This window comes from Burkholderia sp. AU33803, assembly GCF_002223095.1.
In the GTDB taxonomy this organism is placed as follows: Bacteria; Pseudomonadota; Gammaproteobacteria; order Burkholderiales; family Burkholderiaceae; genus Burkholderia.
In genome coordinates, this window is the sequence record NZ_NKFJ01000004.1 from 1,366,895 (window position 1) to 1,391,843 (window position 24,949).

Genomic DNA, 24,949 nt, shown 5'->3' on the forward strand with positions numbered 1-24,949 from the left:
TTATCTCGACGTCAAGATAACTGGTGAGCCGAGGAGGGTTAATGGATCGAGCCGCGCATGCGCTCGCACAATGGCGCGCCGAGCGCCCGGATCTCGACGCGTCGTCGATGGTGGTGATGGGGCGGCTGCAGGAAGCGGCGCTCGTGATCGCGCGCGACCGTCTCAATCCGCTGTTCGCGCGCTACGGGATGCAGCCCGGTGAGTTCGACGTGCTGGCCACGCTGCGGCGTGGCGGGGCGCCGTTCGCCTTGACGCCGACGGCGCTGTACGACGCGCTGATGATGTCGTCGGGCGGGATGACCGCGCGCATCGACCGGTTGCAGAAGGCCGGGTGGGTGGAGCGCCGGCCGAACCCGGCGGACGGGCGCGGCACGCTCGTCGCGCTGACGGAGACCGGCCGCGCGCTGATCGATGAGGCAGTCGTCGCGCATATCGACAACCAGCGGGAATTGCTGGCCGTGTTGTCGGATGCGGAACAGGCGCAGTTGTCCGAACTGCTGGGAAAGTTGCTGGCGGGGCTGGGAGACGGGGCGTCGAAAGGGGCGGAGGGAAAGTAGCGCCGCAGCATGCGTGACGCGAACGCACGAGGCGGACAAAAAAGTTCTTCGTGAATTTTCTCGGATGTCGCTTGCCGACCCGGAGTGGACTGTCAACGTACTCCGGTGTAAATGGTGGCTTCTAAGTTAGAACGGCCGTCCAAACATTCAAACTGAGTGAGGACGAGCATTTTGGTATTTTTATCCAGTTAGAACATCGGGTTAACACCTCTTTATGGGCGACGTTGAACATCCTAGGCTCGCTATTGCCATTCAAATGGCATACCCATCTAAGCTACTGGCCGACGAGGTGCACAAATGGTTACCAAGAAGGAAACAATAAAGCCACCGACATCGAAAGAATTGAAAGACGCAAGCAAACAGTTGCCGAAGGGACATTCCTCTGCCGGCCGCACTATGGCAGACAAATCTGTCGCAGTAAAGCAAGGCGCTGCAAAGTCAAAGAAGAAATGAAATTGCTGGCAATGCAGTGGAAAGAAGAGGTACGGTTTTGCGGATTCATGGATAGCCAAATTCTTTTCAAATAAATCGTTTCCACGCATCGAAAAACGGGGTGACAAATGGCGCTTTACAAATACTCCAATCACTTGCAACAAAACCAGCACGGTAATTTCGACGCTCTGCGCGATCCAGGCACACAAGCTCCGGACGCAGGCATCTACAGGTGCAATGCTTGCGGGCACGAGATAGGGATAGCAAAGGACCATGTACTCCCGCCTCAGAATCATCACACTCACGCTGCCAATCAGGGGCCTATCCGCTGGAAGCTACTAGTAGCGACGGGAAACTAGCGATTCAACGCGCGACGGGGTCATATTTAACTGCTTGATTTTCACTCGAGTTTAAACGGATCCGACATCCTGACTGAGCACGGTCGATGGAGAAGATTTCTGGAAATGGCCCAATGTTCGCAGAGGATGACAAGGCAACGCGCATATGTGGAACTCGAACGACTGTTTGCAGAGTAAAGCCGACATCTGATTGTCCAAATGACCGACGGTGTTAACGATTGTTCTTGGCCGAAAACCAACAGGCTTCCCGCCGTTCCCCGGGAATTCGCGATAAACCCCAAAGAGCCCGCCGCGCAATGCGGCGGGCCTTGCAGTTCGCGACCCGCACATGATGCGGCCGCGTGGTCGGTCAGTCTCGCGCCGGAATATTGAGCCCGCGCTCGACCGCCGGACGCGCCACGAACGCGTCGAGCACCCGCTTGACGTTCCGGAACTCGCTGAAGCCGACCAGGTCGCCCGCTTCGTAGAAGCCGACGAGGTTGCGCACCCACGGGAAAATTGCGATATCGGCGATCGTATAGGTATCGCCCATCACCCACTGACGGTTCGCGAGATGCGCATCGAGCACGCCGAGCAGGCGCTTCGATTCGTCGACGTAGCGATCGCGCGGACGCTTGTCCTCGTAGTCGCGGCCGGCGAACTTGTGGAAGAACCCGACCTGGCCGAACATCGGTCCGATGCCGCCCATCTGGAACATCACCCACTGGATCGTCTCGTAGCGGCCCGCGAGATCCTTCGGGATCAGCTGGCCCGTCTTGTCCGCGAGATAGATCAGGATCGCGCCCGATTCGAACAGCGGCAGCGGCTTGCCGTCCGGGCCGTTCGGATCGATGATCGCCGGGATCTTGTTGTTCGGGTTCAGCGACAGGAACGCGGGCGAGAACTGGTCGTTCGTGTCGAAGCGCACGAGGTGCGGCTCGTACGGCAGGCCGGTTTCCTCGAGCATGATCGACACCTTGACGCCGTTCGGCGTCGGCAGCGAGTAGAGCTGGAGACGGTCGGGATGCTGGGCCGGCCACTTTTGCGTGATCGGGAAGGCGGACAGGTCGGACATGGAGGGTCGCTCGTCGAAGTGAAGGATCCGCGCCCGTTCCTGCTGCCGCACGCGCCACGGTCGACGGCGAGACGGCAGGGCGGAGCGCGCCGAAAACGCCCACTGTAGCCGATCCCGGCGATCGATGCAGGTGGTGGCCACGCGCGACCGCCGCGGCATCGCCAGGCGCCGCCGGCAACCGTCAGAAGTTGTGCCGCAGCCCGACCATCACGGCCGTCGTGCCGACGCCCGGCGCGACCGGCTGCCCGTACACGAGCATCTGGTCCATCGTGCCGCGGTTGTTCACGTGGCCGACCTGCGCATAGACCATCGTCCGCTTCGACAGGCTGTAGTCGGCCGCGAGCACGACCGCCGTCGACTTGTTCGCCGAGACGTTGCGATCCTTCAGGTAATACACCGCGGACGTCACCTGCAGCGCCGGCCTGAAGCGATAGCCGATGCCGGCAGACAGCATGTCGAGGTTCACCTTGTCCGCATGCGACGGATTCCGGCCGTTGCCGTACGACGCCGACACCGAGAAATCGTGGATCGTATATTTCGCGCCGAAGTAGATGAAGCGGTTGTTGTCGACGCCGGTCGGCGCGACGCCCGGCGCCGGGCTCGTGTCGTGGCCGTTGTAGTAAGCGGCCGAAGCATTGAGCCCATCGTTCGCATACCTTAGCACGACCGATTCGCGCGTGCCGCCCTGGAACTGCCCGGCCACGCCGCCCGGCGCGTATTCGAGCGCGATCGACGCACCCGCGAAGGTCGGCGACTGGTAGACGAGCGCATTGCTGTCGTACAACGCGCCGATCGCTGCGTTGGTGCTCGTCCCCGACCAGCCGGCCGCCGTGTTCAGGCCGAGCCACGCAATCAGCACGCTGCCGAAGAACTGCGCGTTGCGCACGTCGGTGTCGGCCATCGCGTAGATCATCGGCACGATCTGGCGGCCGGCCGTGAACGTGCCGAACGGGCCCGACACGCCGAGCGACGCGACCTGGTTGAAGATCGCGACGGCGCCCGGCGTGTCGCTCAGCTGCAGCTTGCCGCTGCCGCTGTCGAACGAGCCCTGCAGCTTGAAGTTGACCTTGTAGCCGCCGCCGATGTCCTCGCTGCCCTTGATGCCCCAGAAGCTCGAGTAGATGCCGCCGTCCTTCATGCGGAACACCTTGCCCGTGTTCGGCGCGGTCGGGCTGAACGACGCCGCCGACGTGCTCTGGTACAGCAGGCCCGAGTCGATCACGCCGTAGAGCGTGACGGAGGATTGCGCATGCGCGAGCGCCGAACAGCCGGCAAGCGCCGCGAGCGCGGCCAGTTTCGTCTTCATCGAAGTCTCCAGGGTCGTATTGGACCGGACGGGATCGAGCCCGTCCGGGTGAAGCGGGAAAGCAGGGAGGCTGGCGGGAAGGTGTGACAGGCGACGCCCGCCTGAGCCGTGCGGAAAGACTACGCAACGGCGGGCGGCCGCTCCCCCCCATGCGCGGGGGGCAGGGTTGCGGAGAATCGGCGGAAGGCTGGCGCGACGCTGCGCCCGATCGGCGGAACCGGCGTTACGACGTCAGGGCGCGCTTTCGAGGAGGCCGAGCACCAGCGCGCGGCGCACCGCATGCTTGCGCGAACTGGCGTCGAGCTTGCCGAACAGGTTCTTCAGGTGCCACTTCACGGTTTCCTCGCCGACGGCGAGCGCCACCGCAATCTCCTTGTTCGACAGGTTGCGCGCGAGCAGCTCGAGAATCGCGCGCTCCTTGGGCGTCAGCACGACGCTCGGCACCGCGCGCGGGCTGGCCGCGGCGCGCGGCGCGGGCGGCACGATGCGCGGCAGCGGCAGCGCGTGCCGCGCGGGGCCGGTGCCGGCGGCCGCTTCGTCGCCGGCGCGGCGCGCCCAGTCGGCGATGGCCGGATGCGCGTCGGCGAGCGTGCGCGTCAGCCCGAACAGGTCGGCGAGGTTCATCGCTTCGTCGAGCAACGCACGGCCGCCGCCGGCCGACTGTTCGCGCGCGAACGCGCTGAGCGCCATGATCTCGATGCGCGCCTGGCCCATGCTCATTTCGCGGGCCAGCACGGCGGCTTCGTCGAGCGCTGCGCTTGCGTCGTCCCAGCGGCGCGCGGCCAGCGCGGCACCCGCGTGCGCCGTTGCCTGCAGCAGCACGACGGGGCGCCGCCACAACGGCCCATGCGACGGAAACTCGGCCGCGGCGATCGCATCGATCCGCTCGACGAGCGCGTGGCAGGTCGCCTCGCGATAGCGCGCCGCATGAATGCGCACCTGTTCGGCGAGACTCGCGACCGACAGGCGCGGCAGGCGGCGCGCGACCCCCATCGCGTCGAGCGCTTCGAGCAGGTCGATCGCGCGGTGCTCGACGCCGCGCAGCAGCGCGATGCGCGCGGCGGTGCGATAGCCGAGCAGCACGGTATCGGGCGTGCCCGCGTGTTCGAGCACGTCGAGGCGGTTCGCGAGCAACGCGGCGGCCTGGTCGACGCGGTCGGCCTCGTACGCGAGCGCCGCGCACATCGCCGCGAGCATGCAGGTGAGCGGATGGCGGCGCCCGAGATCGGCTTCCGCACGCGCCAGTGCCGGCGACAGCGCATCGTCGGCCAGCCGCACCTGGCCCTCGCGCAGGTAGCTCAGGCCCGTGATCAGCTCGCCCCAGCGCGCGACGTAGCCAAACCCGGCCGCCGTCTCGCCGCGCGGCGCCGCGTGCTGGAAGCGGCGTGCCTGCGCCGGTTCGCCGACGATGATTGCGCGCGCCGACAGCCGGTTCGCATGCATTTGCGCGAGCCAGGTCGCCGCCGGCGGCGTGAAGTCGGCCCACGGTTCGAACAGCTCGACGAAGCGGTCGATTTCGTCGGCGTAATACGCGGCCGCGCTGAGGATCAGCGCGCACTCGTAGCGCATCGCCGCGGGCGTGCCGGGATCCGCGAGGATGCCCGCGATCTGGCGCTGCGCCTCGACATGGCGCTCGCCGAGCGCCAGCGCCCACGCCACGGCGACGCGCAGCGTCGGGCGCTTGTCGAGCTCCGCATCGGGCAGCAGCGCGAGCCAGTCGAGCACGTCGTTGATGCGGCCCTGCTTGATCGCATCCTCGAGACAGCGCTGCGCGAGCGCGTACGCCACCTCGAACTGGCCGGCCGCATACGCGTGACGGGCGGCTTCCTCGGTCATCCCGTGCGCGTCGAGCCAGGCAGCCGCCCGCGCATGCAGCGCGCTGCGCTCGGTGTCCGAGCCTGCGGCCAGGCGGTCGCGCAGCGTGTCGCGCACGAGTGGATGCAGCCGGCACCAGTCCGAATCGTCCGACGCGATGAACAGCGGCGTGTCGCGTGCGAGCCGGGCGAGACGGGCGGGTGCGCCTGCGTCGTCGAGCAGCGCGGCGCATAGCGACGGATGCAGGCGATCGGCGACGCTCGTGCGCGTCAGGAACGCGGTGTCGTCGGCCGACAGGTTCGCGAGGAGCAGCTCGACGAGCCGGTCGCGCGTGCCGTCCACGCGGGCGGCGAGTGCGTCGACCGCCTGGCGCGGATCGGCCGAGCGCGCCATCGCGGCCATCGCGAGCTGCAGGCCGAGCGGCCAGCCGTCGACGCGTTCGAACAGCCGCGCGCACGCGTCGGCGTCGACCCGTTGGGCAAAGCGCGCGCCGACCAGCGCGATCGTCTCGTCGAGCGTGAAGCGCAGCCAGTCGGGGCCCGCGAGCGTGCATTGCCCGCCGGCGAGCAGATCGCCGGCCACGAGATCGAGCCCGCGCCGCGCGGCGACGACGACATGCAGGTTTTGCGGCGCGTTGTGCAGCACGTAGGTCAGCGCATCGAGGCCCGCGGGCGGCAACCGCTCCGCATCGTCGACGATCAGCAGCGCATCGATCGACAGTTGCGCGACCTCGGCCAGCCACGCGGTCACGCCCTCCAGCGCGCGCGCCGCGTCGGCCGCGCCCATCGGGATCAGGCGCCCGAAGCCGGGCCGTGCACAACCGGTCCGCACCGCCTGCACGAGCCCCTGCAGCAACCGCGCCGCATCGTCGCGCTCGTCGGCCGACAGCCATACGACCGCACGGCCGAGCGCGAGGGTTTCGCGGCGCCATTGCGCGAGCAGCGACGTCTTGCCGTAACCGGCCGGCGCCTGCACCAGCGTGACCGGCCGGCCGTCGAAAGCGGGCGCGGCGAGGCTCAGCCGCGCGCGGGCCAGCAACTGCGCCGGCACGCGCGGCGCGGTCGTCTTCAGGACCAGTTCGGTGGGAGGCGCGTCGGCGCGATCGGGTGGGTGGGCCATCGGGGCAGCAGTCGGATTCCGGCGGTGCCGTGCGGGCCAGCGTCCGGGGTGGGTGTGGGGGAAGGATCGGTCGAACCGCGTTCGCCCGTCAATCCCCCCCGCGACGAGTGGGGCCGCACCGGCAGCGCATCGATAGCATGGGTTCCGATGCAAGACGAACACCACGAGGAGCCCACCCATGAAGATCGTATCGACCGGCACGCGGCGCAGCGCGCCGCTCGCCGGATAAGCGGAGCGGCACGATGTACCGCCATCTGCTCGTGACGGTCGACGGCTCGCCCGGCGGCATCGACGCGATCGGCCATGCGCTCGAACTGGCGCGCGCGGTCGGCGCCCGGGTCACGTTCATGCTGACCGGCGCCGCACCGGACTCGCGTTTATCCGGAGCGCGGCTGCCGGAGCACGGTGCGAAAGTGGAAGCCGCCGCGCGGGCACAAGGGTTGTCTCATGCGATCGCGGGGGCCGGCCATCCGGGGGCCGGCCATCCGGGGGCGGCCGGCAACGCAGCGCCCGGTGCGCTGGCGGCCGAACTCGGCTGCGACCTGATCGGCGTCGCGGCGCTGCCGCACGATGCCGATGCGGCGGCCTGCGCGCAACGGCTGCACCTGTTCGCGACCAGCGGCGTGCCGGTGCTCGTGTGCACGTCGCGGCGAACGCCTGCCGAGGCGCGCGTGATGGCGCGTTGCCTCGATGCGCATCGTGCGGTCGAAGGGTGGCTGCGGGCGTTGACGGCGACCGGCACCGCCTCGCGCGAGCCACGGCAGCAGGTAGCCGACACGCAGGAGGCGCTGACATCGCTCGCCGTGCTTCAGCGCGCCCGGTTCGGCACGGCCGCCGAAGCGCGCCTGTTCGCGGCATTGCGCGTCCGTGCGGAGTGCGTCGCGGCCGAACTGGACGAACTCGACCGCCAGCGGCAGCGCGATGCGCAAGCGCTCGATGCGCTCATGAGGATCGCCGCGGAAGGGCTACCGTCGGTCGCGTTCGACACGGCGCTCGCCCGCTATGCGCACGGCGCGTTCGAGCAGATGGGGCGGATGGAAGGCGTGATTTTCCCGGCCGCGCGGCGCTATCTCGGCGACGCGGACTGGGCCGGACTGGATGAATCGCTGGCGGACGGCGCAGCCGCGACGCCGCCACGCGCGAACGAACCGAACGAACCCGACGATGCGCGACGCGCATCCGACTGACACCCTACGGAGAACAAAGATGGCACATGCAGTGCGATTCCACGCAACCGGCGGCCCCGAGGTCCTGCGCTGGGAGGAAGTCGACGTGGGCGACCCGGGTCCCGGCCAGGTGCGCCTGCGGCACGACGCGGTCGGCCTGAATTTCGCCGACACGTATTTCCGCAGCGGCCTGTATCCGGTGCCGCTGCCTGCCGGCCTCGGCGTCGAGGCGGCCGGCGTGGTCGAAGCGGTCGGCCCCGGCGTGACGAACGTCGCCGTCGGCGACCGCGTGACCTACACGGGCTTCCTGAACACGCTCGGTGCGTACAGCACCGAACGGCTGATTCCCGCCGCGCCGCTCGTGCGGCTGCCGGCCGGCATTTCTTGCGAAACGGCCGCGGCGATGACGATGCGCGGCCTGACGTCGGCCTACCTGCTGCGCCGCATCCACGCGTTCGCGCCGGGCGACACGATCCTGCTGCACGCGGCCGCCGGCGGCGTCGGGCTGATCGTGTCGCAATGGGCGAAGCTGCTCGGGCTCACGGTGATCGGCACGGTCTCCAGCGCGCACAAGGCCGAAATCGCCCGCGCACACGGTTGCGACCATACGATCGACTACAGCCGCGAGGACGTCGCGAAGCGCGTGCGCGAGCTGACGGACGGCGCGGGCGTCGACGTCGTGTTCGACAGCGTCGGCAAGGACACCTTCGAAGGCTCGCTCGATTCGCTGAAGCGGCGCGGGCTGATGGTGTGCGTCGGCACCGCGTCGGGCCCGATTCCGCCGTTCGATCCGCAGCGCCTCGCGATGAAAGGCTCGCTATACCTGACGCGCCCGGCGCTGGCCGACTACATTGCCGATCCGGCCGAGAAGAACGACCTGGCCGGCGAACTGTTTGCACACGTCGCGGCCGGCCGGATCCGGATCGAGATCAACCAGCGCTACGCGCTGCAGGATGCCGCACAGGCGCATCGCGATCTCGAATCGCGCAAGACGACCGGTTCGTCGGTGTTCATCGTCTGAGGAGACGCGCATGCGAGTCGAACCCCTGACCTGCGCGATCGGCGCGGAACTGCTGGATGTGAGCCTCGCCGACGCCGTGCACGACGACGGCCTGTTCGCCGAGATCCGTGCGCAACTGCTCCGGCATCGCGTGCTGTTCCTGCGCGACCAGGACATCACGCGCGCCGAGCACGTCGCGTTCGCGCGGCACTTCGGCGAGCTCGAGGATCATCCGGTGGCCGGCAGCGATCCCGCGCACCCGGGGCTCGTGCGGATCTACAAGTCGCCCGACCAGCCGAACGACCGCTACGAGAATGCGTGGCACAGCGATGCGAGCTGGCGCGTGGCGCCGCTGTTCGGCTGCGTGCTGCGCTGCATCGACGGTCCGCCGGTTGGCGGCGACACGATGTGGGCGAACATGGTGCTCGCCTACGAGCGCCTGCCGGAGCACGTGAAGCAGCAGATCGACGACTTGCGCGCGCGCCACAGCATCGAGGCGAGCTTCGGCGCGGCGATGCCGATCGACAAGCGTCTCGCGCTGAAGGCGCAGTACCCGGACGCCGAGCACCCGGTCGTGCGCACGCATCCCGAAACCGGCGAGAAGGTGCTGTACGTGAATGCGTTCACCACGCATTTCACGAACTTCCACACGCCGGCGCGCGTGCGGGTCGGGCAGGACGCGAATCCCGGCGCAGGCCAGTTGCTGCAATACCTGATCAGCCAGGCGTACATCCCCGAGTACCAGGTGCGCTGGCGCTGGAAGAAGCACAGCGTCGCGATCTGGGACAACCGCAGCACCCAGCACTACGCGGTGATGGACTACCCGCCGTGCGTGCGCCAGATGGAGCGCGCGGGCATCGTCGGCGACGTGCCGTTCTGAGCCCGCCAACACCGTAGCCCATCTCTGAAACCCCATGCAACGCGCCGGGCCCGCCGCCCGGCGCGGCGGGATACGCGCGCCCGTACCCGCAATACAACGATTTCCACTGGAGGACGACATGCAATTTCTCGACGATTCGCTGCACCCGGAAAACCAGGACAAGGTTGTCATCACGGTCGCGCCGTACGGCCCCGAATGGATGCCGGCCGACTTTCCCGAAGACATTCCGGTGACGATGGACGAGCACGTGCAGAAGGCCGTCGACTGCTACAACGCGGGCGCGACGGTGCTGCACATGCACGTGCGAGAGCTCGACGGCAAGGGCAGCAAGCGGCTGTCGAAGTTCAACGAACTGCTCGGCCGGCTGCGCGAGGCGGTGCCCGACATGATCCTGCAGGTGGGCGGCTCGATCTCGTTCGCGCCGGAAGGCGAGGGCGCCGACGCGAAATGGCTGTCCGACGACACGCGCCACATGCTCGCCGAGCTGACGCCGAAGCCCGACCAGGTGACGGTCGCGATCAACACCGTCCAGATGAACATCACCGAGCTGATGGACCGCCGCGACATCGCCGGCACGTCGCTGAACGAAGCCGCTTACTGGGACGCGTACCGCGAGATGACCGTGCCGGCCGGCCCCGGCTGGGTCGATGAACACCTGCGCCGCCTGCAGGCGGCCGGCATCCAGCCGCATTTCCAGCTCACCGGCATGCACGCGCTGGAAACGCTCGAGCGGATCATCCGCCGCGGCGTCTATCGCGGCCCGCTGAACGTCACGTGGGTGGGCATCGGCGGCGGCTTCGACGGCCCGAATCCGTACAACTTCATGGAATTCGTGCGGCGCTGCCCGGACGGCGCGTGCATCACGCTCGAATCGCTGATGAAGAACGTGCTGCCGATCAACACGGTCGCGATGGCGCTGGGCCTGCATCCGCGCTGCGGGATCGAGGACACGATCATCGACCAGAAGGGCAACCGGATGACGTCGGTGCAGCAGGTCGAGCAGTGCGTGCGGATCGCGCGCGAACTCGGCCGCGACATCGCCACCGGCAAGGAGGCGAAGGCGATCTACCGGATCGGCGTGCAGTACGACGGCATCGACGAGACGCTGGCGCACCTCGGGATGGCGCCGAACCGCCGCGCCGGCCAGGTGAACGTGCCGCTGCGGGCCGCCTGACGCGCCGCGCATCCGGGCAGGCGGTCGTCACGGCCGCCGCCCGCCGACCGTTGTGGCGTGGCACCGCCCCTGCGCAGCGCGCGGGAGCGGACTCCGGTCAACGGAGCGGGGCCACGCAAGCCGCGCCGGAGCACGACCTCCGGCGCCGGAGGAGACACGCATGCTGATCCATCAAGTCGAGCCGTCGATGCAGGACGTCGCCGCCGCCGGCCGGCGCGCGCCCGCGTATGCGTGGCTCGTGTTCGGGCTGACCGTCGGCCTGCTGCTGTCGGACTACATGTCGCGGCAGGTGCTCAATGCCATATTCCCGTTGCTCAAGCACGCGTGGGGGCTGTCGGACACGCAGCTCGGTTCGCTGTCCGGCGTCGTCGCGCTGCTGGTCGGGCTGCTGACGTTCCCGCTGTCGGTACTCGCCGACCGCTTCGGGCGCGTGCGCAGCATCGTGCTGATGGCCGCGTTGTGGAGCGTCGCGACGCTCGGCTGCGCGCTGTCGACGAACTACGCGGAGATGCTCGTCGCACGCGGCCTCGTCGGGCTCGGCGAAGCCGCGTACGGCAGTGTCGGCGTCGCGCTGATCCTCAGCATCTTTCCGGCACGGCTGCGCGCGACGCTGACCGGCGCGTTCATGGCCGGCGGCGCATTCGGCTCCGTGTTCGGGATGGCGCTCGGCGGGCTGGTCGGTGCGCATCTCGGCTGGCGCTGGTCGTTCGGCGTGATGGCCGCGCTCGGCATCGTGCTGCTCGTCGCGTATCGCTGCGTCGTGACCGAACGGCGGCTCGCCGCGTATCGGATCGAACCGTGCCGGCGCGACGCTGGCGTGCCGCGCGGCCTGCGCGGCAACGTGCGCGCGCTGATGTCGGGGCTGTTCGCATCGCGTTCGGTGATCTGCGCGTACCTTGGCAGCGGGCTGCACCTGTTCGTGCCGGGCGCGCTGTTCGCGTGGCTGCCGAGCTACCTGAACCGCTACTACGCGATGGCGCCCGACCGCGCGGCGGTGCTCGCGGCCGGCTTCGTGCTGCTCGCGGGCGTCGGGATGGTCGGCTGCGGGATCGTCACCGACCGCGTCGGCAAAATGGACGGCAAGCGCAAGTGGCTGACCGCGATCGCGTATTGCGTCCTCACGGGCGTGTGCCTCGCGATTGCGTTCCGGCTGCCGCCCGGGCCGCTGCAGCTCGCGCTGATCTGCGCGGGGATGCTGGTCGGCGCGGGCGCATCCGGTGCGTCGGGCGCGATGGTCGCGAACCTGACGCCGGCCGCGATCCACGCGTCGGCGTTCGCGACGCTCACGCTCGCCAACAACCTGCTCGGCATGGCGCCGGGCCCGCTGTTGACGGGGTGGGTCGCCGATCGCGCCGGGCTCGTCGGCGCACTGCAATGGATTCCGGTCGTGCCGCTCATGGCCGCCGCGCTGTTCGCAATCGGACGCGCGAGCTATGTGGCCGACCTCGCGCGCGTCGAACGCGAACGGCGCGCGTCCCACCTTTCCTGAACGCTTCGGAGACTGCATGACCCTGACGACCTCACCCACCATCCTGATCGTGCCCGGCTTGCGCGACCACGTCGAAGACCACTGGCAGACGCACCTCGAACGACGCCTGCCGAACGCACGCGCCGTCCCGCCGCTCGAAGCCGACAAGCTGAGCCGCGCCGCACGCGTCGCGGCGCTCGATGCGGCGCTGGCCGAGATCGACGGCCCGGTGATCCTCGTCGCGCACAGCGCGGGCGTGATGATTACCGTGCACTGGGCGCGCCGGGCCACGCGCCAGATCCACGGCGCGCTGCTCGCGACGCCGGCCGATCTCGAGTCGCCGATGCCCGCCGGTTATCCGGCGCCCGATGCGATCGCCGCGAACGGCTGGACGCCGATACCGACCGAACGGCTGCCGTTTCCGAGCATCGTCGCCGCGAGCCGCAACGACCCGCTCGCGGGTTTCGAACGCATCGAGTCGCTGGCGGCCAGTTGGGGCAGCCAGCTCGTCGATCTGGGGGAGGTCGGGCATTTGAACCCTGCGTCGGGATATGGCGAGTGGCAGGATGCCGAGCGGTTGATCGGGGAGGTGGCCGCACTCGGCGCCGCCTGACTGACTGAATATTCCTGCCTTCCACGCGCCGCGCCCGACCGGGTACCCGGCGCGCGCGCCGTCACCGTCGGGTCGCGCTGCAGCCCCGAACCAATTCCATTTCGCCGCCCGCCGAGATACGACGTCTTAACACGCAGCCCAATCTACGTGGCACGACGCCACAGCAGCGGCCGACACACAAATCGTCAACAAACGGAAGCTGTTTGTCAGGGAAAGTCCCGCCCCGCACGCCGTGGTTTTTTGTTGACCGACATCGTATAACGCCGTCATGATTTCCTGAAAAGAAAGGTCCCATCCACCGACCGAAGTGAGGAGACATGAACGCCACCCCGATCGCTCGCCGTGTCCGCCGGATCGCACTTGCCCTGGGCTTCGCGCTGTCTGCTACGGCAGCCATCGCCGCCCCCGTCTCGCTGAACATCGTCGATGTCGCGGGCAACCTGCAGCTCACGCAGAAGGCCATCGAAGCCTTCAAGGACAAGAACCCGAACCTCGTCTCGAACGTCACGTTCACGAACGCGCCCGCGCCGCAGTTGCCGGGCAAGATCAAGGCGATGCAGGCGGCGGGGCGCGCCGACATCGACCTCGTGCTGACGGGCACCGACGCGCTGGCCGCCGGCATCGAGCAGAACCTGTGGCGCAAGCTGCTGCCCGACGACGCGGCCGCGCTCCCCGGCGTGCTCGACAAGTACGCGCCCGGCCCGCGCAAGATGCAGGATCTCGCGCAGGGCTACGGCCTCGAAGTCACCTACATGCCGGCCGGCCCGCTGCTCGAATACAACCCGGCGAAAGTCAGCGACCCGCCGAAGACACCCGATCAGCTGCTCGCCTGGTGCAAGGCGCACCCGAACAAGCTGATCTATGCGCGCCCGGCGAACTCGGGCCCCGGCCGCACGTTCCTGATGGGGCTGCCGTACGTGCTCGGCGACAAGAATCCGCAGGATCCGATCAACGGCTGGGACAAGACCTGGGCGTTCCTCAAGGCGCTGAACGACTGCGTGCCGTACTACCCGGGCGGCACGTCGGCGGTGATGAAGGAACTCGGCGAGGGCACGCGCGACATGACCGTGACCGTCACCGGCTGGGACCTCAACCCGCGCGCACTCGGCATCGTGCCGGCGGAATTCAAGGTCCAGGCCTTCGACAACATGACGTGGGTCAACGACGCGCACTACATGGTGATCCCGAAGGGCGTGCCGAAGGAAAAGCTCGACGTGCTGTTCAAGCTGATGAACTTCCTGCTCGAACCGGCGCAACAGGCGATGACCTACGACGACGGCTACTTCTATCCGGGCCCGGCGGTAAAGGGCGTGACGCTCGAGATGGCGCCCGCGCACAGCCAGGAAGTGATCAAGAAATTCGGCCGCCCCGAGTACGCGAAGCTGCTCGCGGATCGCCCGCACGTGCAGCCGCTCAACGCGCAGGCGATGGTCGCCGCGTTCCAGAAGTGGGATCGCGAGATCGGTTCGCAGAAGTCGAAGTGACGCATGAACCGGCGGGCGCCGCGGCGCCCGCGTCGAGGGAGTTCGCGCAATGAAGCACAGTTTCGAACGGCTGCGGCTCGATGGCGTGTGCCGCAGTTTCACCAATGCGCAAGGCGCGCAGGTCGCCGCGCTGAACGGGCTCGATCTCGAGATCCGGCGCGGCGAATTCATCGCGCTGCTCGGCCCGTCGGGCTGCGGCAAGTCGACCGCGCTCAACTGCATCGCGGGGCTGCAACCGCTCACGCGCGGCGGCATCTGGCTCGACGACACGCGCATCGACGTGCTGCCGCCCGAGCGCCGCGGCTTCGGAATGGTGTTCCAGAACTACGCGCTGTTTCCGCACATGTCGGTGCTCGACAACGTCGGCTTCGGCCTCAAGATGCGCGGCGTGCCGAAGCAGGAAACGCGGCGGCGCGCGCAGCAGGCGCTCGAACTCGTGCAGCTCGTCGGCCACGAGGGCAAGCTGCCCGGGCAGTTGTCGGGCGGGCAGCAGCAGCGCGTCGCGATTGCGCGCGCGATCGTGATCGAGCCGCCGCTCGTGCTGATGGACGAACCGCTGTCGAACCTCGACACGAAGCTGCGCATCGAGATGCGCGCCGAGATCCGCCGCATCCACACGCAGCTCGAACGCGCGACGATCTACGTGACGCACGACCAGGATGAAGCGCTATCGATGGCCGACCGCATCGTCGTCATGAAGGAGGGCGTCGTGCAGCAGGTCGCGACGCCGAAGGACGTCTACACGCGCCCGCACAACCTGCACGTCGCGCGCTTCATGGGCTATCGCAACGTGCTGCCGTTCACGCTCGAAGGCATGGCCGGCGATTACGCGACGGTCGCGGCCGGTGGCGTGCGCGTCACGGGCGTGCCGATGGCCGGCTTCGATGCGAAGGAGGTCGTGGTCGCGCTGCGCCCCGACGACATCGAGCGGGCAGACGATGCGGGCGACAATACGAACGCGTTCGACTCGACCATCGAAACGGTCGAGTACGGCGGCCGCGATTCGCTGATCCGCGCGGTCACGCCATTCGGCCCGATCTGGGCGCGCGTCGCCGGCGAATTCACGGAAGGCGAGCCGCTGCGGCTGCGCGTTGCGCCGTCCCGCACGCTCGTCTACCCGGGAGCGCCGACATGAGCGGCGCAGCCGCCGCGCCGTCATACCGGGAGGCCGCATGAGCACGGCCGCATCCGGCGGCACGCCGCGCGACGCGAAAGCCTGGCTCGTCACGCCCGCGCTCGCGTTCATCGTCGCGCTGTTCATCTATCCGTTCGCGTACGGCCTCGTGCTGTCGTTCCAGCCGATGAACGGCGGCGGCGCGCTCGCGAACTACGTGCAGTTCTTCACCGACACGGCGATGTGGCCGACCGTGCTCGTCACGCTGAAGCTCGCGGTGCCGGCGACGCTGCTCAACGTCGGGATCGCGGTGCCCGTCGCGTTCGCGCTGCGCCGCCACTCGCCGTACCAGAAGTTCGTCACGACGCTGCTCGTGATTCCCGTGACGCTCGGCACGGTGCTCGTCGCCGACGGGATGCTCACGTATTTCGGGCCGAACGGCTGGTTCCCGCAGGCGCTGCAGGGGCTGCATCTGTACACCGACGAAGTGCGCCTCACGCACAACTACTGGGGCGTGCTGCTGTCGCTGATCGTGTCGGGCTTTCCGTTCGCGTTCCTGCTGATGCTGTCGTACATCAGCGGCATCGACCCGACGCTCGCGCGCGCCGCGGCAACGCTCGGCGCGAACCCGTGGCAGCAGTTCCGGCAGATCTACCTGCCGCTGCTCGTGCCGGGGCTCACGATGGCCGCATGCCTGTCGTTCGTGCAGGCGTTCTCGGTGTTCCCGTCGGCCGTGCTGCTCGGCGCGCCGGCCGGGCCCACGCGCGTGATCTCGATCGCGGCGGCGGAAGCCGCGTTCGAGAGCTACGACTATTCGCTGGCGTCGGCAATCGCGATCGTGATGGGTTTCGTGCAGTTGCTGGTGGTCGCGTCGATGCTCGGCGCGCGCCGCTTCTTCTATACGGGCGCGGTGACGGGAGGCAAGGGCTGATGGCGACCGACAATCATGCCGCTCGCATCTGGCCGCCGAAGCACGGCACGCCCGATGCGCCCGATGCGCAGCCCGTCGACGCGAGGAAACCGCAGAAGATGACAAGCAATCTCGCCGGCCGCGCCTGGAAGGCGCTCGTGTGGGGGCTGATGGCGTTCTTCCTGCTGAACGTGATGCTGCTGATCGCGACCGTCGCGGTGAACTCGATCGCGACCCGCTGGTTCGGCACGCCGCTGCCGCAAGGCTTCACGCTGCACTGGTATGCGAAGGCGTGGGAAGACTTCCAGCTCGCGAGCGTGCTGTGGGTGACCGTCGAGGTCGTCGGCGCGGTCGTGCTGCTGTCGATCGCGCTCGGCGTGCCGGCCGCGTATGCGCTCGCGCGCGTGCCGTTTCGCGGCAAGCGCTTCGCGCTGCTGGTGTTCCTGCTGCCGCTGATGGTGCCGCCCGTCACGTACGGGATCCCGATGGCCACCGTGATGTACAAGGTCGGGCTCGCGGGCACGCTGCCCGGCGTGATCCTCGCGAACCTCGTGCCGGCGCTGCCGTTCGTGATCCTCGTGATGACGCCGTTCATCGAGCAGATCGATCCGAACCTCGAAGCCGCCGCGCGGATCTTCGGCGCGAACACGTGGCGCTATTTCCGCTACGTGCTGCTGCCGCTGCTGGTGCCCGGCATGCTCGCGGCGGGGCTGCTCGTGCTGGTGCGCACGATCGGGATGTTCGAGCTGACCTTCTTCACCGCGGGGCCGAGCACGCAGACGCTCGTCGTCGCGCTGTATTACGCGGTGTTCTCGACCGGCGTGCGCGCGCCGCAGTCGATCGACGCGATGGCGATGATCTACATGGCCATCACGCTCGTGTGGGTCGTGATCGCGCTGCAGTTCGTGAGCCCGACGCAGCTCGTCAGCCGCGTGAAGCAGGAGCGGCAATAGGCGAGGGCGCCGCACGGGCACGCGATGCCGCGCGCCTCCGTGCAATTGGTTACAAATGGATACCGCGCGCGACACGCGGACGTTGCAGACTACGCGGCGTTCCACCGATCACGGATATCCATGAAGTTCCACACGCTGCTGACACTCGCCGGGGCATCGACGCTGCTGGCTGCCTGCAACCTGCTCCACGACGGCCCCGGCTCGAGCGACGTCGACGCCGCCGTGCGCCGCGCGCTCGAGGCGGAAAACCACGGCGGCCTGAACGCGCTGTTCGGCCAGCCGCTGCCCGTCTCGGCCGATGTCGTGTCGGCGAAACCCGACGGCGACTGCAAGAAGCTCGGCGATCGCACCTACTCGTGCGACGTCGTCGTCACGTGGCGCAATGCCGACTACAAGCCTTCGCGCGCGAACCTGACCTTCGTGCAGGCCGCCGACGGCGCGTGGCAGACGTCCGGCGTCGACGCGGCGATCGTCACCGGCACCGCGAAGTCGCTGGTCGACGAAATCGGCAAGGCGTGGCCGGGCAATGCCGCGAGCGGGGCGTCGGCGCCGCAGTGACGCGTCGGCGGCGCGGCGTGCCCTGATTCCGCGGGCACGCGGCTTCGTCCCTGCGGGCTGCACTCGTCCCGTTTCTTCAAGCATCGATGACCTTCTCCTGTGCGGGTACGACCGCGGCCGGCGCGGTGGCGCCATTCGACCGGCGCGACCCGCGTTCGACACCGATTCACCGAAAAGGGGCGCGAACACCTGCCCCCAAAGACCGAACGCATCCTCGGTATGCGGGCCCGGTTATAGGGAAAACCCTTATTTCGAGATATAATCACGGCCTAAGAGATAGGTCGAACCATGCCTGAACGTTTCCAAACCCTTGAAAAATTTGTGTTTTCCCTCGTCGTGATGTCCGCCGTCGTGTGCTCGGCCTTCCTCGCGTACGAGCGTCACCCCGAGATCAAGATCGCGCTGCACGAAGGCGAAGCGCTGATGCGCGAGAGCGCCAAGTATTCGGTCATCTGCTCGCCATCCAAGGTCGATCCTTGCGTCGAGATGTCGGCTTATTGAGATTCGCGTCGGTCGCGGTGCGCTGCGATCGAAACGGGCGTTTCCAGCGTTCGTCCCATTCAGTTTCGGACTTGTCCTATATCGCTGGTCGTCTGGATTCCTTAAAGTAGAGCCCATCAGGAATTCAGAAACCGGCCGCAAGATAGGGCGGATGCACGAACCCGTAACGTGCCGAGTCGCTGGCGTAAGCAGCCCCACATTCTGCCGGCCCCGCTCCGAGCCATCGAGCGGGGCCGTTCTGTTTGCGCGGTTCAAATGACCTCCCGCCGCACTTTGCGCCACGCACGTCACACCACGTGCCGCGGTGCGCCATCCACGAACGCGGCGACGTTGTCCACGAGTTGATCGGCGAGCGCCTGCATCGCTTCCTCACTCGCCCACGCGACGTGCGGCGTCAGGAGGAAGGCCGGATGCGACAGGATCGCGTGGAACGGATGCGCGGCCGGCAGCGGCTCCTGCGTGACCACGTCGAACCCCGCGCCCGCGATCTGCCCCGACTGCAATGCGTCGACCAGCGCGCTTTCATCCACGAGCCCGCCGCGCGCGGTATTGATCAGCAACGGCCGGCGCGCCATCCGCGCGAACGCGGCCACGTCGATCAGGTGCCGCGTCGCGGGCGTGAGCGGGCAGTGCAGCGTGATCACGTCGCTGTCGCGCAGCACGCGGTCGACGCCGCGAAGGTGCTGTTGCGCACGCAACAACCGTTCGTGTGGAATGCGACGAACCTGTCGCCGCTGATGCGCAAGAAGACCCTCGACCTGCTGTTTGCGTATCACGCCGACGTGACGCTCGTCTACCTCGAACAGCCGCGCGCGGAACTGTTGCGCCGCAACGCGCGGCGCGACACCTCGCTGACGAACCGCGCGCTCGAGGCGATGCTGCTGCGTTGGGATGTGCCGCTGCCCACCGAAGCGCATGCGGTGCGCTATGAAGTCTGATGCGGCGACGTCACGACACGAGCCGGTACGCCGTAATTCACCGCGGCGTACCGGCTCGTTTCATTTCAGCGATGCATTCTGCTGCGTCGCGCAAGCTCGCAGCCAATCCGGAACAGGTGTCCGGCAGGCGATTTCATCGTGAATTCCGGCCTCAACTCGCCACGATGATGAATGTGGTGAGCGCGATCGGGAACAGCGCGAGGCCGAGCAGGCCCAACGCGCCATCGGCTGCCATCGCGATCGGCGACAACGCCAGCTTGGCGCCGCGGCCGACAGCCGTCAGCTTGTCCGTCACCGTGACCTCGTACGGCCGATTGAACGCCTGCGGGACCGACGAAGGCGTGACGTCGTTCGGTAGATAGCGCTTGCCGCTGATCGCGCCTTTCGACGTCAGGTCGCCACGTTCCTGCTTGAAACCATCCGCGAGCGCGCGCTCGCGCACGTCGGAGCCGGTCGGCGCATCCGAGTCGTCCAGCCTCATCGTGTATCGACCGGTGATCTCGTCGCCGTGCGCCTCGAAACCGTTGAACGCCGTGTGGATCTTGGGGCGATAGGGCGCGTTGAGCACCGTTGCAAGGCTCGGCGGCATCTCGAAGATGTAGTGATATTTCTTGCCGAGCACGACGAGCTGCTTGCCGTCCGCGGTGATCAGGAACGTCGACAAGGTTTCGTCGTATTCCGAATCCTTCATCCACGCCTTGGTGACGGGACCGAAATTGGAGCAGCCGACAAGCATGCCGGACGCTGCCACGGCGGGCAGCGCGAGAAATGTTCTTCTTTTCATGTGTGCTGTTGGATGTTGTTGGTTATTCAGCCGAACCGCTTGAATGTCGGACGCTACGTTCGATGAACGCGGCACCCTGACGGCCGATCATGCGGTTTCTTCGCCTGCGCATTGTAGGGCCAAAACGGCAAGCGCAGTATCCCCCGGCAAAGCGCGTCACCCGCGTGCGGTAGACTGAACGCTCGCTTGCCCACCGCCCACTCCACGACCGCTCGCACCCGCTGACACGCCATGGATCGAATCGATGCGATGAAGGTGTTCGTCGCCACACTGGACGAGGGCAGCCTCGCGGGCGCGGGCCGGAAGCTCGGCCGGTCGCCGGCGGCGGTCAGCCGCGCGATCGCGTTCCTGGAAGCACACACGGGCACCGCGCTGCTGTACCGCACGACGCGCACGATCCGGCTCAGCGAGGCCGGCGAACGCTACGCGGCCGCGTGCCGGCGCATCCTGTCCGATCTCGAGGAAGCCGACATGCTGGTCGCCGACGAACGTTCGGCGCCGCGCGGCCTGTTGACGGTCACTGCACCCGTCGCCGCGGGTGAAGACGTATTGCGCGCGCTCCTCGACGAATTCATCGAACGCCATCCGGCCGTGTCGATCCGGCTGCAGTTACTCGACCGTCCCGTCAGCCTGATCGACGAAGGAATGGACGTCGCGCTGCGGATCGCGCACCTGTCCGATTCGACGCTGGTCGCGATTCCGGTCGGCGCGGTGCGGCGGGTCGTCGTGGCGTCGCCCGACTACCTGGCGAAGCATCCGGCAATCGAGACGCCAGCCGATCTCGCGCAGCACCGGATCATCTCGATGACGCATTTCGGCCTCGACTCGTGGAGCTTCCCGCCGTCCACGCCGTCGGCGCTGCCGCAGGTCGTCCAGTTTGCGCCGCGCTTCATCATCAACACGATCCGCGGCGCGGTGGCGTCGGCCGTCGCCGGGCACGGCGTCACGCGGCTCTTTTCGTATCACGTCGCCGAACCGGTGCGAGACGGCACGCTGCGGATCGTGCTGAGCGACAGCGAGCACGCGCCGCTGCCCATCCATCTCGTCACACCTTACGGACGCCTTGCGGTGCCGAAGGTGCGCGCATTCGTCGATTTCGCGGCGCCGCGCCTGCGTGAGCACTTCGCGCGGCTGGCGGCCATTACCGACGGCGATTGAACCGGGATGCGGAAGAATGGCTTTCGTGAGACGATGATTCTCCCGATAACCAGCTCAATCTAGACTTCCTTCAACCAACGGTCGCGCATGGCGCCCGTTCAGCGAATGGAGGTCGACATGCATCAAGCGCTTCCCGTCCAGCCTCGCGCCCGCGCGTTCGGACTGACACACCGCGTGCTCACCGGCATCGGCTGGGCCCGTTTCGCATTCGCGCCGTTGCCGGCCATCTTCGTCAAGCAGGGGCTTCCCGCCCAGCTGGCCTCGACGGGGAGCGCGCAATGAGCACGATCTCGCATGCCCCCGCCACGGCACGGGCCGAGCGACCCGCCACCAGCTACGCCGAACGCAACACGCGCTACTGGCGACGCAATCTCGCCGTCTGCGTGTTCGGCTCGTTCACGACGCTCGTCAGCCTGAGCATGCTGCTGCCGTTCCTGCCGCTGTACGTCCGGCAACTCGGCGTCGACACGCAGTCGGCCGTGATCCAGTGGTCGGGCATCGCATTCGGCGCGACGTTTCTCGGCACGGCCGTCACCGCGCCGCGGTGGGGCCGCCTCGCGGACCGCTTCGGCCGCAAGCCGATGCTCGTGCGTGCCGCGATCGGCATGGCGATCGTGATGTCGTTGATCGGCGTCGCGCACAACGTCGTCGAACTCGTCGCGCTGCGGCTGCTCGCGGGGCTCGTCGGCGGCTACGCGTCGGCGTCGACCGTGATGGTCGGCACGCAGGCGCCGCGCGAGCGCGCCGGCTGGGCGCTCGGCATCCTGTCGACCGGTGCGCTCGCGGGCAATCTGGTCGGGCCGCTCGTCGGCGGGTTGCTGCCGGGCTGGCTCGGCATTCGCGGCACGTTCTTCGCCGGTGGCGCGATGATCGCCGTCGCCGCGCTGCTGACGATCTTCGTCGTAAAGGAAGACTTCCATGCCGGCACCGATGCCGCCACGCGCACGTCGAGTGCCGCGGCCGGCACGCCGCACCGCACGAATCGTGCAGCGGTCGCCGCGCTGCTGGTGACGGCGATGATGGTGCTGCTCGCGAACATGTCGATCGAACCGATCATCACCGTGTATATCGGCGGCCTCGGCGTGGGCGGTGACCACCTTGCGCGTGTCGCCGGCGTCGTGATGGCGTGTTCTGCGCTCGGCAGCATGCTGACCGCCGCACGGCTCGGCGCGCTGGCCGACCGGATCGGCAGCTGGAACGTGATCATCGGCTGCCTGTTGGTGACCGCGCTCGCGATGGTGCCGCAGGCGTTCGTCACGCACTGGTGGCAGCTTGCCGCGCTGCGCGGGCTGATGGGCATGTCGCTCGCGGGGTTGCTGCCGTCGATCGGCAAGCTCGTGCGGCAATCGGTCGACGAGCGCGCGACCGGGCAGATGCTCGGCTACCTGCAGTCCGCGCAGTTCAGCGGGCAGGTGGTCGGCCCGGTGATCGGCGGGCAGATCGGCGTCGCGCTCGGGCTGCATTCGGTGTTCTTCGTGACGGGCGCGCTGCTGGCGGCCTGCGCGGGGCTTGCGCACTGGGCACGCGGCCGATAGCGGCTGGGCGGCGGAGCGCGGGCTGGCGTACGATGAGCGCAGTGACCGGTGTCGCGCCGGGAAGCGGCGACGACATGCACCATCGCCGGCATTGCAGACACCGCCGCACCGCACGTGCGACCCATCGTATTCGACATCACGCTCACGTGACCGGTCGCGCGCCATGCACGACGAACGCGCACCGATCCGAACCCGACACACGCGTGTCGGCCCGTATCCGGCCGACGCATTTCGACGACGAATCCTGCAGGAGACAAGCGACATGAATCAATCGACCGACAACCGGACGCTGCTGCGCACGCTCGGCATGCGCGCCCCGATCATCCAGGCGCCGATGGCCGGCGTCAGCACGCCGGCACTGGCGGCCGCCGTGTCGAATGCGGGCGGGCTCGGCTCGCTCGGCGTGGGCGCGACGAACGCCGACGGCGCCCGCAAGATGATCCGCGACACGCGCGCGCTCACCGATCGACCGTTCAACATCAACGTGTTCTGCCACCAGCCCGCGCACGCCGACGCGGCCGTCGAACGCGCGTGGCTCGACTGGCTCGCACCTGTGTTCCGCGAATACGGCGCGACGCCGCCCGCCACGCTGTCGGAGATCTATACGAGCTTCGTCGCGGACGAAGCCATGCAGGCGCTGCTCGTCGAAGAAAAGCCGGCCGTGGTCAGCTTCCATTTCGGGCTGCCGTCCGCAGAGGTGATCGCGGCGCTGAAGCGCGCGGGCGTCACGCTGTTCGCGTCCGCGACGCATCTCGACGAGGCGCGCCAGATCGCCGCCGCCGGCATCGACGCGATCGTCGCGCAGGGGATCGAAGCGGGCGGGCACCGCGGCGTGTTCGATTCGACCGCGCATGACGATCGCCTCGGCACGTTCGCGCTCACGCGCCTGATCGTGCGCGAATGCGCGCTGCCGGTGATCGCCGCCGGCGGCATCATGGACGGCGAGGGCATCGCCGCCGCGCTCGCGCTCGGCGCGCAGGCCGCCCAGCTCGGCACCGCGTTCGTCGCATGCCCGGAGACGTCGATCGACGACGGCTATCGCCGCGCGCTGCTGGGCGACACGGCCCGCCGCACGACGTTCACGGCCGCGATCTCGGGCCGGATCGCACGCGGCCTCGCGAACCGGCTCACCACGCTCGGCGACGACCCGCACGCGCCGGCCACGCCCGCGTACCCGATCGCGTACGACGCCGGCAAGGCGCTGCATGCGGCCGCGAAGGCAAAAGGGGAATTCGGCTACGGCGCGCAGTGGGCCGGGCAGGCGGTGCCGCTCGCGCGGTCGCTGCCGGCGGCCGAGCTGTTCGCCGCGCTCGAACGTGAAACGCGGGCGGCGATCGAGCGGCTGCAGCACGTGCTGGATTGATTTGATCGCAAGAATCGCGGGCGGCGAGCCGCCGGCCTTTAGCGGCGATCGGTGAACGCACCCCAATCGCCGAATCGATACGTCGCCGCCCGCGGCTAATTTGCAATGTTCTGTATCAGCACGAACCGCGGATACATCGCGATACAACGCACGCTCGAGCGTCCGTTATAAAGCAGGCATGACCTATTCGGGAGTGCACCATGTCTGCAACCTGGTTCAAAGGGTCCTGCCATTGCGGGGCCGTCAAATTCGAAGTCCGAACCGCCATTACGCCGGCGACGCGCTGCAACTGCAGCATGTGCCGCCGGCGCGGCGCATTGATGAGCCCGATGTTCGCCGCCAGCGAACTGAAGATCGTCGAAGGCGAGGGCGCGCTGACGTGCTACCAGTTCAACACACGCACGGCCCGTCACTATTTCTGCAGCCAGTGCGGCATCTATCCGTTCCATCAAACGCGCATGAACCCCGCCTGCTGGCGCGTCAATCTCGGCTGCCTCGATGGCGTCGACCCGTATGCGCTCGATGCGACGGTCGCCAACGGCGCGAGCCTCTCGGTCGTGGAGGACGCATGAAACGCTGGCTGATGATCCTGCTGTTTGCCGCGGGCGGGCTCGCGACCGAAATCGCGCATCCGGTGCAATGTTCGATGCTGTCGGTCAGCCGTCCACAGACCGGCAAGCGCCGCAGGGCGACCTGACGCCGCGCCGG

The 24,949-nt window shown here is 68.0% G+C and carries 24 protein-coding genes and 2 pseudogenes; 21 read left to right on the plus strand and 5 right to left on the minus strand.

From position 1 onward, the window contains the following. Positions 1–41: 41 nt before the first annotated feature. Together CFB41_RS08790 and CFB41_RS38080 are read left to right on the plus strand one after the other, a co-directional pair. Entirely contained in the window at positions 42–557 is a 516-nt protein-coding gene (locus CFB41_RS08790; RefSeq protein ID WP_089440100.1) for a MarR family winged helix-turn-helix transcriptional regulator, read from the plus strand. Positions 558–854: 297 nt separating this feature from the next. Beyond that, positions 855–1,010, plus strand: coding sequence for a hypothetical protein (locus CFB41_RS38080; protein ID WP_179249989.1), 156 nt, complete (start codon positions 855–857; stop codon positions 1,008–1,010). A 687-nt stretch (positions 1,011–1,697) separates the two neighbouring features. Here the strand turns inward: CFB41_RS38080 and CFB41_RS08800 are convergent. The 3 genes from CFB41_RS08800 to CFB41_RS08810 form a co-directional block, all read right to left on the minus strand. Continuing rightward, on the minus strand, positions 1,698–2,402 hold the full coding sequence (locus CFB41_RS08800) for a glutathione binding-like protein (RefSeq protein WP_089456229.1): 705 nt from the start codon (positions 2,400–2,402) through the stop codon (positions 1,698–1,700). A 181-nt stretch (positions 2,403–2,583) separates the two neighbouring features. After that, entirely contained in the window at positions 2,584–3,708 is a 1,125-nt protein-coding gene (locus CFB41_RS08805) for a porin (RefSeq protein ID WP_089456230.1), read from the minus strand. Positions 3,709–3,939: 231 nt separating this feature from the next. After that, a complete protein-coding gene (locus tag CFB41_RS08810; RefSeq protein WP_089456231.1) occupies positions 3,940–6,642 on the minus strand; it encodes a LuxR C-terminal-related transcriptional regulator in 2,703 nt (900 codons plus the stop codon). Between the two features lie 242 nt (positions 6,643–6,884). Between CFB41_RS08810 and CFB41_RS08815 the strand changes: the two genes are divergently transcribed. From CFB41_RS08815 to CFB41_RS08870, 12 genes are all read left to right on the plus strand, one after another. After that, the gene (locus tag CFB41_RS08815) at positions 6,885–7,829 is read left to right on the plus strand and encodes a universal stress protein (RefSeq protein ID WP_089456232.1); all 945 of its coding nucleotides are present in this window, start codon (positions 6,885–6,887) and stop codon (positions 7,827–7,829) included. A 19-nt stretch (positions 7,830–7,848) separates the two neighbouring features. Next, complete coding sequence (locus tag CFB41_RS08820; RefSeq protein WP_089456233.1) at positions 7,849–8,829, plus strand: quinone oxidoreductase; 981 nt, start codon at positions 7,849–7,851, stop codon at positions 8,827–8,829. A 10-nt stretch (positions 8,830–8,839) separates the two neighbouring features. After that, positions 8,840–9,688, plus strand: a complete 849-nt coding sequence (locus CFB41_RS08825; RefSeq protein ID WP_089456234.1) for a TauD/TfdA family dioxygenase — start codon at positions 8,840–8,842, stop codon at positions 9,686–9,688. 118 nt (positions 9,689–9,806) lie between these two features. Beyond that, a complete protein-coding gene (locus tag CFB41_RS08830) occupies positions 9,807–10,862 on the plus strand; it encodes a 3-keto-5-aminohexanoate cleavage protein (protein WP_089456235.1) in 1,056 nt (351 codons plus the stop codon). A 160-nt stretch (positions 10,863–11,022) separates the two neighbouring features. After that, positions 11,023–12,351, plus strand: coding sequence for an MFS transporter (locus CFB41_RS08835; protein WP_089456236.1), 1,329 nt, complete (start codon positions 11,023–11,025; stop codon positions 12,349–12,351). 16 nt (positions 12,352–12,367) lie between these two features. Next, entirely contained in the window at positions 12,368–12,943 is a 576-nt protein-coding gene (locus CFB41_RS08840; RefSeq protein ID WP_089456606.1) for an alpha/beta hydrolase, read from the plus strand. A gap of 317 nt (positions 12,944–13,260) precedes the next feature. Next, positions 13,261–14,427 carry an ABC transporter substrate-binding protein gene (locus tag CFB41_RS08845; RefSeq protein WP_089456237.1) on the plus strand — a complete coding sequence of 389 codons (1,167 nt, stop codon included), beginning with the start codon at positions 13,261–13,263 and terminating at the stop codon, positions 14,425–14,427. Positions 14,428–14,476: 49 nt separating this feature from the next. Then, entirely contained in the window at positions 14,477–15,562 is a 1,086-nt protein-coding gene (locus CFB41_RS08850) for an ABC transporter ATP-binding protein (protein ID WP_089456238.1), read from the plus strand. A gap of 37 nt (positions 15,563–15,599) precedes the next feature. After that, entirely contained in the window at positions 15,600–16,472 is an 873-nt protein-coding gene (locus CFB41_RS08855) for an ABC transporter permease (RefSeq protein WP_089456239.1), read from the plus strand. Further along, on the plus strand, positions 16,472–17,404 hold the full coding sequence (locus CFB41_RS08860) for an ABC transporter permease (RefSeq protein WP_089456240.1): 933 nt from the start codon (positions 16,472–16,474) through the stop codon (positions 17,402–17,404). The genes CFB41_RS08855 and CFB41_RS08860 overlap by 1 nt, the downstream gene beginning before the upstream one ends. 120 nt (positions 17,405–17,524) lie before the next feature. Next, entirely contained in the window at positions 17,525–17,962 is a 438-nt protein-coding gene (locus tag CFB41_RS08865) for a hypothetical protein (RefSeq protein ID WP_089425443.1), read from the plus strand. Positions 17,963–18,250: 288 nt separating this feature from the next. Further along, positions 18,251–18,463: a hypothetical protein gene (locus tag CFB41_RS08870; protein ID WP_006497261.1), complete on the plus strand. Its 213-nt coding sequence runs from the start codon at positions 18,251–18,253 to the stop codon at positions 18,461–18,463. 287 nt (positions 18,464–18,750) lie between these two features. On the opposite strand, the pseudogene CFB41_RS08875 reads toward CFB41_RS08870, so the two are convergent. Then, positions 18,751–19,134: pseudogene (locus CFB41_RS08875) on the minus strand (NAD(P)-dependent oxidoreductase); the annotation flags it as partial. Between CFB41_RS08875 and CFB41_RS08880 the strand changes: the two are divergent. Beyond that, positions 19,111–19,401, plus strand: a pseudogene (locus tag CFB41_RS08880) (AAA family ATPase); the annotation flags it as partial. The pseudogenes CFB41_RS08875 and CFB41_RS08880 sit on opposite strands and share 24 nt — an antisense overlap. A gap of 151 nt (positions 19,402–19,552) precedes the next feature. Here CFB41_RS08880 and CFB41_RS08885 read toward each other — a convergent pair. Beyond that, entirely contained in the window at positions 19,553–20,260 is a 708-nt protein-coding gene (locus tag CFB41_RS08885) for a 5-formyltetrahydrofolate cyclo-ligase (protein ID WP_256940901.1), read from the minus strand. A 156-nt stretch (positions 20,261–20,416) separates the two neighbouring features. On the opposite strand from CFB41_RS08885, the gene CFB41_RS08890 reads away from it, so the two are divergent. The 6 genes from CFB41_RS08890 to CFB41_RS38555 all read left to right on the plus strand — a co-directional run bounded on the left by CFB41_RS08890 (position 20,417) and on the right by CFB41_RS38555 (position 24,938). Next, positions 20,417–21,343: a LysR family transcriptional regulator gene (locus CFB41_RS08890; protein WP_089440128.1), complete on the plus strand. Its 927-nt coding sequence runs from the start codon at positions 20,417–20,419 to the stop codon at positions 21,341–21,343. Between the two features lie 117 nt (positions 21,344–21,460). Next, a complete protein-coding gene (locus CFB41_RS38085; RefSeq protein WP_179249991.1) occupies positions 21,461–21,625 on the plus strand; it encodes a hypothetical protein in 165 nt (54 codons plus the stop codon). Then, a complete protein-coding gene (locus CFB41_RS08900) occupies positions 21,622–22,878 on the plus strand; it encodes an MFS transporter (protein ID WP_089456242.1) in 1,257 nt (418 codons plus the stop codon). Before CFB41_RS38085 ends, CFB41_RS08900 begins: the two co-directional genes overlap by 4 nt. 262 nt (positions 22,879–23,140) lie before the next feature. After that, the gene (locus CFB41_RS08905) at positions 23,141–24,241 is read left to right on the plus strand and encodes a nitronate monooxygenase family protein (RefSeq protein ID WP_089456243.1); all 1,101 of its coding nucleotides are present in this window, start codon (positions 23,141–23,143) and stop codon (positions 24,239–24,241) included. A 200-nt stretch (positions 24,242–24,441) separates the two neighbouring features. Next, a complete protein-coding gene (locus CFB41_RS08910) occupies positions 24,442–24,813 on the plus strand; it encodes a GFA family protein (protein ID WP_089456244.1) in 372 nt (123 codons plus the stop codon). Continuing rightward, the gene (locus CFB41_RS38555) at positions 24,810–24,938 is read left to right on the plus strand and encodes a hypothetical protein (RefSeq protein WP_256940902.1); all 129 of its coding nucleotides are present in this window, start codon (positions 24,810–24,812) and stop codon (positions 24,936–24,938) included. The genes CFB41_RS08910 and CFB41_RS38555 overlap by 4 nt, the downstream gene beginning before the upstream one ends. Positions 24,939–24,949 lie beyond the last annotated feature (11 nt).